The organism is Caulobacter sp. GW822-FHT01G02 (assembly GCF_058802865.1).
In genome coordinates, this window is the sequence record NZ_JBXAON010000021.1 from 1 (window position 1) to 1,996 (window position 1,996).

General features: G+C 68.5%; 1 protein-coding gene. It reads right to left on the bottom strand.

Annotated elements, in window-relative coordinates:
- A partial coding sequence (locus AC1RNC_RS26060) for an acetyl-CoA carboxylase biotin carboxylase subunit (RefSeq protein ID WP_492888877.1) occupies positions 1 to 1,994 on the bottom strand: 1,994 nt, incomplete at its 3' end.
- Positions 1,995 to 1,996 lie beyond the last annotated feature (2 nt).

The window sequence follows — 1,996 nt, forward strand, 5'->3', positions numbered from 1 at the left end:
GCGAACTCCACCAGCACCTCATCGGCCGCGACGGGATCGCCGGACTTGGCGTTGACCGCCTTGACGACGCCGTCGCGTTCGGCGCGGATGATGTTCTGCATCTTCATGGCCTCGAGCACGCAGACCACCTCGCCCTCGCGGACCTGCTGGCCGGTGACGACGTCCATCGAGACGACGAGGCCCGGCATCGGCGACAGCACCAGCCTGGAGGTGTCGGCGGCCTGCTTCTCGGGCAGCTTGTCGTGCAGTTCGGCGTTGCGCGGGGTCAGGACCAGCACCCGGGCCCTGGCGGCGCGGTGGCGGATGGTGAAGCCCTCGGCGGCCGGCGCGGCCTGGACCGTGAAGGCCTTACCGTCCAGGGCCGCCTTGAACACCGGCTTGCCCGGACGCCAGTCGATGTCGGTCAGGACCAGGGCGCGGCCTTCGTCGAGCAGCGCGACCGAGACCTCGCCGTTCTCCCCGGCCACTTTCACCCGGCGCTTGGCGGGACCGACGGCGACGATCCACTCGGCGCGCGGCGGACCGGCCAGGCCCGAGACGTCGGAGCGGGCGCGGGCGGCGTAGACCCGCTGCATGGCCGCGCCGACGGCGGTCAGGATGTCGATCTGCTCAGACGTCGGTTCGGTCCCGGCGAAGCCGTCGGCGAACTCGTCCTTGATGTAGTTGGTCGAGATCTTGCCGGACCGGAACCGCTCCTGGTCCATCACCGCGGCCAGGAACGGGATGTTCTGGGAGAGGCCCTCGATGTGGAAGTCCTCCAGCGCCCGGCCCATGCCGTCGATCGCCGCCAGCCGGGTCGGGGCCCAGGCGCACAGCTTGGAGATCATCGGGTCGTAGTACATCGAGATCTCGTCGCCCTCGCGGACACCGGCGTCGTTGCGGATGGTGTAACCGCCCTTGTCGCCTTCCTCCGGAGGGGCGTAGCGGACCAGGCGGCCGATCGAGGGCAGGAACTTGCGATAGGGATCCTCGGCGTAGATGCGGCTCTCGATGGCCCAGCCGTTGATCGAGAGGTCCTTCTGCTCGAAGGCCATCTTCTCGCCGGCCGCGCTGAGGATCATCTGCTCGACCAGATCCAGGCCCGTGATCAGCTCGGTGACCGGGTGCTCGACCTGCAGGCGGGTGTTCATCTCCAGGAAGAAGAAGCTCCTGTCCTGGCCGGCGACGAACTCGACCGTGCCGGCGCTGTCGTAGTTCACCGCCTTGGCCAGGGCCACGGCCTGGGCGCCCATGGCCGCGCGGGTCGCCTCGTCCAGCAGCGGCGACGGGGCTTCCTCGATGACCTTCTGGTTGCGGCGCTGGATCGAGCACTCGCGCTCGAACAGGTGGACGACGTTGCCGTGCTTGTCGCCCAGCACCTGGATCTCGATGTGGCGCGGGCTCTCGATGAACTTCTCGATGAAGATCCGATCGTCGCCGAAGCTGGCCTTGGCCTCGGCGCGCACGGCCGGGAAGCCTTCCTCGACGTCCTGGCGGCTCCAGGCGACACGGATGCCCTTGCCGCCGCCGCCGGCCGAGGCCTTGATCATCACCGGATAGCCGATCTGCTCGGCGATCGTCGTCGCGTGGGCGGTGTCGTCGATCTCGCCGATATGGCCGGGCACGCAGGAGACGCCGGCGGCCTGGGCGAACTTCTTGCTCTCGATCTTGTCGCCCATGGCGCTGATGGCGCCGGGGTTGGGACCGATGAACACGATCCCCTCGTCGGCGCAGCGCTGGGCGAAGCTGGCGTTCTCGGACAGGAAGCCGAAGCCCGGATGCACGGCCTGGGCGCCGGTCTGCTTGCAGGCGGCGATGATCTTGTCGGCGACGAGGTAGCTCTGATTGGCCGGCGAGGGCCCGATATGCACGGTCTCGTCGGCCATCTCGACGGCCAGCGAACCGGCGTCGGCGTCCGAATAGACCACCACCGTGGCGATCCCCAGCCGACGGCACGTCTTGATCACCCGAACCGCGATCTCGCCCCGGTTGGCGATCAGTATCTTCGAAAACATCG